Source organism: Citrobacter sp. TBCS-14 (genome assembly GCF_005280805.1).
GTDB classification, from domain to species: Bacteria; Pseudomonadota; Gammaproteobacteria; order Enterobacterales; family Enterobacteriaceae; genus Citrobacter; species Citrobacter gillenii.
The window spans coordinates 1-229 of record NZ_SZWM01000654.1 but is presented as its reverse complement, the minus strand read 5'-3'; the positions used below and the strand labels follow the sequence as shown (position 1 = coordinate 229).

Sequence of the window (229 nt, the reverse complement as noted above, 5' to 3'; positions counted from 1 at the left end):
AAGTTCTTCAATTTTAGCTTTAAGGTCATGAGCACTTGATTCTTCTTGTTGCAATCTTCGCCATTCAGTAGGATTATAAAGTTCAGGGTTTCCAGCTTTAGCGACCATCATGGCTACTAGGCTGTCTTTGTCTAACTCTTTTTCTTTAACCTTTACTTTTTCAACTTTTCCGTTAGCGTCATAGATTGTTTCTGTTTCTTTTAGCGTTCTGACTGTCAGTTTGCTCGCT

General features: G+C 38.0%; 1 protein-coding gene. It reads right to left on the bottom strand.

Annotation, left to right across the window (positions count from 1 at the left end; genetic code table 11):
* A partial coding sequence (locus FDX22_RS20490; RefSeq protein WP_222592542.1) for a bacteriophage terminase small subunit occupies nucleotides 1-229 on the bottom strand: 229 nt, incomplete at both ends.